Source organism: Prevotella sp. CAG:255, assembly GCF_000431195.1.
Classification (GTDB): domain Bacteria; phylum Bacteroidota; class Bacteroidia; order Bacteroidales; family Bacteroidaceae; genus Prevotella; species Prevotella rara.
Map to the genome: position 1 here is coordinate 1 of NZ_HF986841.1, position 6,787 is coordinate 6,787.

The 6,787-nt window shown below is 31.8% G+C and carries 6 protein-coding genes and 1 pseudogene; all 7 read right to left on the reverse strand.

Annotation, left to right across the window (positions count from 1 at the left end; all coding sequences use genetic code 11):
* On the reverse strand, window positions 1-292 hold a 292-nt coding region (locus QVO66_RS11270; protein WP_288172837.1), incomplete at its 3' end, for a glycosyltransferase family 4 protein.
* 107 nt (window positions 293-399) lie between these two features.
* A complete protein-coding gene (locus QVO66_RS11275; protein ID WP_021855604.1) occupies window positions 400-1,515 on the reverse strand; it encodes a glycosyltransferase family 2 protein in 1,116 nt (371 codons plus the stop codon).
* A gap of 12 nt (window positions 1,516-1,527) precedes the next feature.
* On the reverse strand, window positions 1,528-2,742 hold the full coding sequence (locus QVO66_RS11280; RefSeq protein WP_021855605.1) for a glycosyltransferase: 1,215 nt from the start codon (window positions 2,740-2,742) through the stop codon (window positions 1,528-1,530).
* 82 nt (window positions 2,743-2,824) lie between these two features.
* Window positions 2,825-3,904 (reverse strand): glycosyltransferase, encoded by a 1,080-nt coding sequence (locus QVO66_RS11285; protein ID WP_021855606.1) that lies wholly within the window; start codon window positions 3,902-3,904, stop codon window positions 2,825-2,827.
* A gap of 26 nt (window positions 3,905-3,930) precedes the next feature.
* Window positions 3,931-5,055, reverse strand: a complete 1,125-nt coding sequence (locus QVO66_RS11290; RefSeq protein ID WP_021855607.1) for a polysaccharide pyruvyl transferase family protein — start codon at window positions 5,053-5,055, stop codon at window positions 3,931-3,933.
* Window positions 5,052-6,299, reverse strand: coding sequence for an O-antigen ligase family protein (locus QVO66_RS11295; protein ID WP_021855608.1), 1,248 nt, complete (start codon window positions 6,297-6,299; stop codon window positions 5,052-5,054). The genes QVO66_RS11290 and QVO66_RS11295 overlap by 4 nt, the downstream gene beginning before the upstream one ends.
* A pseudogene (locus QVO66_RS11300) lies at window positions 6,274-6,787 on the reverse strand (Coenzyme F420 hydrogenase/dehydrogenase, beta subunit C-terminal domain); the annotation flags it as partial. The gene QVO66_RS11295 and the pseudogene QVO66_RS11300, both read right to left, overlap by 26 nt.

Sequence of the window (6,787 nt, forward strand, 5' to 3'; positions counted from 1 at the left end):
GCATTCCTGCGGCATGCATGTGTACAACGTCTGGATTCTCCGCCTTTATTGCCTTGTAGACCTGCCACATGGTAGAAGGCTTGTAAGAATAAGACGGAAGCCCTACGTTTTTATATTTGACACGTTCAGACAAGTCAAATTTATAGAACAAAAATTCCTCAGGGTTAGACTTGTCCTCTTTCAATGCAAGTAGGACAACTTCGTTTGTCTTTGAAAGTTCGTTGCTTAAATCAACTACAAAACGTTCTGCCCCACCTGAGTTCAAGTGGAATACGATTTCTACTATTTTCATAAAACAAAAAAGGATAATTGATTTGAATTATTATTTGACCCTCTTATCAGATAAGAAGAGTTGATTCTTAAGCATTTCGATACAGTCAAAAATTAGGATATGCCCTGTTATGTTAAATCATTTAATAATTTATATTGCGCGAAATTACCATTACTGAGTGCTGTGCTTAGTGGTGATTCCGTTTTGTATTTTGAAAAATATTCATTTAACAAATTAGATGTTAAAATAAACACCGCTTGGTCTACATCTTTTCTCCCCAAGCTATGTATTCTCGAATAATTAATTTTTATCTGCTTCAACATTATTTTATAAAATGCCTCATCGCTTTTGAGACCTAATACTGTCCTGTCAGTTAACAGTTGCTCTGTTATCCAATATGAATCTATTGTTTTTGATTTTCTTTTTGCTGTTGCAGAAATACCTGATGGATTGATACGATAACGGTATAATATATCTGCCGAAGTCGCAATTTTCTGGCACATTGGGAATATAATAAAAGACATTAACGTGTCTTCAAACCAATACCCTTCCGGAAATTGGACTTTTTCAAACAGATTAGCTCTTATTAATTTTCCCCATGGATAGCCATATAAAATACTTGTATCATTGGAAATGGTATTCGCATGGCGAAACGTTTTTATATTATGTTCTTCTGTGAAAGTAATATAACCACATTCAATTATATCAAGTCCTTCAATATCAGCAAGATGTATAAGATTATCTAAAAAATTCCCCCCCCCAACAAATTCGTCATCGCTGTCAAGAAAAGTTATATACCGTCCCTTTATTTCTGTTAAAGCTCTATTTCTTGCGCCTGAAAATCCACGGTTGTCTTGAGTGATAATTTCTACACGATTGTCCTTGCTATATTTTTTCAAGATTTCCCCTGTATTATCTGTTGAACCATCATTTATGACCGTAACAATTAAGCTACTGGAAATCGGTAGATTAAGAGCGGAGTCTATGCATGTCCCGATATATTTGCTTGTGTTATATGCAGGCACAATTACTTGCAAATCATACTGTTTGGTACTTACTTGAGGTTTATTCCGAATACAAGACTGACATGGATCTGCAGAAATACTTTGAAGAAGTGTTCTTGACAAATGAATGTTTGTTTCACTGCAATCAATCTTGTCATGCACAACGGGAAGCAACAACTGACATAGATATTTCCCAATTCCTGATTTCTTAATGATTTTTAGAATATTAGAAGCATTCATTTTTTGTACATATCATTTTACCAATTCTAAGAACTTTGCTACCACTTGTTTTTCATTGCTGCAATCTTCCTGTTTCAAATTCGAGACAAGCTCTTCTCGGAGGCCCTTGTTATTGTATAGTTTCATTATGCCGTTGGCAATCGCTTGTGCATTTATATCAACAATCAATCCATTTTTACCATTTATGATGGCATCTCCTACAGATGGATAATTCGTAACAACTATCGGCTTACATAATATTTTCGCTTCGTCCAATGCTATGCTTTTCCCCTCATAACGTGATGGCATCACATAGAGATCAGCGTCTTTAATATAAGGATAAGGATTTGAGCGAATGCCAATGAATTTTATGTTTTCTTTCACACCACAATCATTTGCCTGCTCTTCTAAACTACTTCTTAACGGCCCTTCTCCCAGCACATACCATCCAAATTCAAGCCCCTTATCTTTAATAGCTTTCGCTGCTTCTACGGCATAATCGAAACCTTTTTGCTCTGACAGTCGTCCAATTGAAACTATTTTAAGACGTCGGTCTTCAGCAAATCCATCATTAGCATGTTTCATTTCTTCATGCATTTTGGCTTGTGTGTTGATGATACGAGCTGAAGATATATTTTCGACAACCTTAAAATTATCACTTAATTTTGGAAAATTTTCGACTAATGATTTTTTGCAAACATCACTAATTGTACATACCTTGTATGCCTTTCCATAATATTTTTCATCATATTCTGGTTTGTATTCCAGTTTATTATAGTCGTTATGACACCATAGTATTTTTCGCTTTGCTTTTACATGGTCTATAACATAGTAATTAACTCCGTCCATGTAACTTATGGCTACATCGTATTCATTCTTGCAATCAGGAATATGACTTTTCCAAATGTCATTGTCAAATTGTCCGCGACTTTTTAATTTCTTGCTGTTATTACTGCGCAAACGGTCGCCTAATATGCAGGCCACCTTTATAAGTAAAGTTTTAATATTTGTATATTGCCAGAAACGTTTTGATGTTATTTTCTCACTTTTGCAAATTAGTTCACGGGATGCGGTAATCAAATGTACCTTTTCAGGAATTTGATTTCTGAAAATTCCATTAGGATTTATTGCCATTAAGTCAATATCAAATAAATCCAAAGGCAGTGAATTTAATAATGAAATAAGACTCTTTTCCGCTCCTCCAGCATCTAAGCGGTGAATGACAAAAAGTAGCCTAGTTTTTTTCATATTTCTGATTTGTATTCCTAATAATGATATTATAGTACCTAGTACCCTTAAGGGAAATAATTTAATTGTAAAAGAACAAGTCTTATTTTTTGAATTTAATGTGGTGTATGCATTTATTGAATGATTTTACTCCACATTTATTACATATTATATATTCGTCAATCATTGCTGTTAAATAAAGTAAAAAGGATTGATTTTTTGTCATTGCAAAGAAATATAGTTTTGTCAAATGCCTTTTGGGTCTTTTATAAAGTTCATTTTTAGTAGATTTTAAATGCTTGACAATTTTCTTATGCTCACAAAACTTTTTAAGCCATCTTATTTTTTCAATATATGACATGTCTGCACGAATTAAACATCTAATAAAAAATTGACTAAATTTGAAGAAAAATCTCCATACATGTGCTTCTTGACTTTTTGAATAATACCTTTCAATTATAGTTGCCAATGTGAAATATCTAAAACATTTTTCAAAGTTAAATGTACGTGATAAACTTGTGTCATTTAAACAATAATAATACAATGCGTTCGGTATATATGTTACTATATTAGCTTTTAGTAAAATAGCTACCTGAAATGGTAAATCCTCAGAACAAACCTCACGTTCAGAATAGAACCGTAGATTACCTACAATTTCTCGTTTATATATTGAATGCCATACAGACATAAAATGCAAATGCGTTCCTTCAGGGGGATCGAAATAGTTTATAGATAAACTTTCCAGTTGCTCTTTATTAAATGTGGTTTCAACGTTATAATCACTGATGTCAACAAAATGCCCTTCTTTATTTTCTGATTTTACTCCACAATATACAATATCCGAATTTGTTTCTTTCGCTTTATTGTAGAGAATTTCATACATTGCTACATCCACATAATCATCAGAATCTACAAAAGCTACATATTCTCCTGAGGCTACATCTAATCCTGTATTACGAGCGAATCCTAATCCCTCGTTTTCTTTTTTGTGAAAGACTTTTATACGAGGATCTTTTTTACACCAATCATCGCATAAAGTGGGAACTCCATCTGGTGAGGCATCATCAACAAGAATGATTTCTATATCTTTTAATGTCTGATTAACAATTGTATTTATACAGCGATTAAAATATTTCTCCACATTGTAACATGGGATAATAATAGAGATATTTGGTGTATTCATATTTTTAGGTTTATGATCTAAAAGAATCAAAGTGATAGGGCATTCAAGAAATAAGTTACAGACATTTCTCTCAAAGAGTCTAATTTATCAATGGCTTCCTTTTTTATAACTGGCATCGAAATATTATCAAATGGTGTGTTTTTTATAACACATTGTTCTTTCAATCCTAACCTGTTCAAAAATGATATTTGTCTGTTGTCTTTTGTTGAAGTATCACTTACAATTGAAAGAAGAGGCTTTTCAAAATTCAGTGCAAAAATTGTCCCATGAAAAGAAGAGGTTATAACAAACTCACTATAATAAAATAAATTTAAAAATTCTTCTGGTCCACAATTGGGAATAACCTTAATTCCTTTCAAAACATTAATTGGCTCTCCGCCTATAGCAACAACTTTTGCGCCAATTTTGTTAGCAATATGCTTGGCTAATTTCAATGCATATGGGTTAGGATTAAATTTGTATCCAAGTAAATAGCAAAGAACATACTTTCCTTTCACAATAGGAGTTGATTTCACCAATTGTTTCCACTTATTCTTGGGGAATAATAATGTCGGATCTATGGTTACAGGAACATTATGCCCCAAAAGATGCTGTGGTATATTTGAACATTCCCGAATAGAAATACTTTGATATTTTTCTAAAGACTCTTTGTATAAATAAAAATATTCACTTGGTAGTTCTGTTAAAGCAAAACTCGATGAAAATGCAATTTTTTTTCTTCCTTCTGGAACCCATGAAAGCATATAAGTAGTATCTTTACCTATATATAGTGGATTCCAAATCTGATCACTACCAGATAAGTATATGTCAAATAAGGGGGGATCTTTTTTCAATTCTTCGGCAGAATTATATTCCTTAGTAAACGTAAGATTCTGTAGATAGAAAGATTGCATTTTTTTTCTTAATTCGTCAGAATTGACTTTCAATAATCTTCGGCATAATCCTGAAATCTTATTATAAATAAATGAATGTCTAATTTCTGGTGCATTATTATTTTGCGCCAATTGCTTATGATAGTTTGTTGGATATTTATAATTGATAATTGTTGGAGAATAACCATTTTCTTTTAAAAACATATATGTGGCATATGTTTGGAGATATGAACCATAATTTAATGGAGTATGCATAGTAATTATACCAACAGTAGTCATTGTTTTGCTATTTTTATTATATTATTGGATTTCTCAAATCTATTTTTATTTGTAACATTAAGAACTAAAAGAATCATAATTGCTGTAAAATATAGTGTAAACGTAACCTCAATAGAAGACAATATCAACATCATATAGATAAAGCACATTATCGGATATGTTGATAAATTTTGAGAGGCTCGTTTAATCATCAGTAGAAGTATTATAAAGTAGGAGGCAACGCCTAGTAACCCACATTCTATAAATAAATTTAGCAATCCATTTTGCGCATTATCTCCAACGCCGTACATCATAGTAGTAAGATGGGCATTGCCTATACCAAAACCGTATAAAGGACATTCATTTAGAACGTCACCTAATCGGGCGTACATATTTACACGTCCTGTTAAAGTTAAATCTTCACCTAAAATGTCTACGATTATATATTGAATAATCGGTATTTGGAGAAGCCAAGTTACTGATATAAAAAATAAGATGTCACAAACAAAAAGACATATAAGATAGAACCATGGGTTATATAATCGATCACGAAATTTATTATTTTTAAAAATAAATGTAAACAAGAAATATAGTATTGCCCCTATAATCATTGTAGTACATTTTGTTTTTAAAGCAAGCAGAAAAGTAATTAATAATAATATAAGTACATTTTTATTTACTTGCTTATTTCTTTCTTTATAAAGCAAATATATGGTTACTAGAAATATATTTAAATAACATAAATAGAACTTATTGCCAACCTCGTAACCACTTATACCTTCACTTTTATAAACAAACCCATTGATATCAGATATGAGCACAAAAGGAAGCAAAAAATAAAACAAATACTTAAGAAAGATTTGTCCTTTTTTATATTGATTTAAAGATTGAAAATACAACACAAACATTATTATTTTTAGAACAAAATAATAAGTATGATCATAACGTTTTGCACTTAACGTTGTTGTATCAAAATTTTGCATGTATCTATTCCACGTCTCAACATCATAAGTTGTATTCTGATTTATGTATGCAGAATAGACAACTACAATTCCCCATACTACAACAAAAATATTAATCCATTTGTAATTTTTGATGGAAATATTTTTGATTATTCTGTAATTGATAATACAAAAAAGCAGAATCAATCCATTGTGTATCCATCCTACGTATGTTGGGTTCAAACTTTCCCATTTAAAAAACATTGTAAAAAAGAACACAAAGGCTGAAAACATTATATTAGAATTCTTTATTTCTCTTATCATGGTTAATAATTTTAAGTATTAAGTTATGTAGAGAATGTAATGGATGATACATACGCATTTTCCAACGATTAACAAGACGAATTCTATTTAAACATTTGATTATGTGAAGTAGTGTAACATCTTTTTCCTTTAATACTTTTGTTATTTGATTATATAATGAATTCCTTTGAGGAGATGTTTTCATCTGCCCTTCCGCCACCATCTCAAACGGATGCTCAACCAATGTGCAACTACACTTATGTAAAAGTTCATCACCTTTTTCCGTGAAAGCAACGGCCACACTCACGCCATCCTCGTTGTCCTTATAGGTTTTGCCCCACAAGTCTCCGATACGTATGTCAGCCGATGAGTGGTCATACTTGAATTTGCAATTGTCATAACATGCTTTGCCGAGACACGAGTCGCTGAGGAACAGGCGGTAGAACGGGTCACCTTGCGACAGCCTTGAATTGTAGAAACCTTTTTTTTCCCTTATTAACATATTGTAA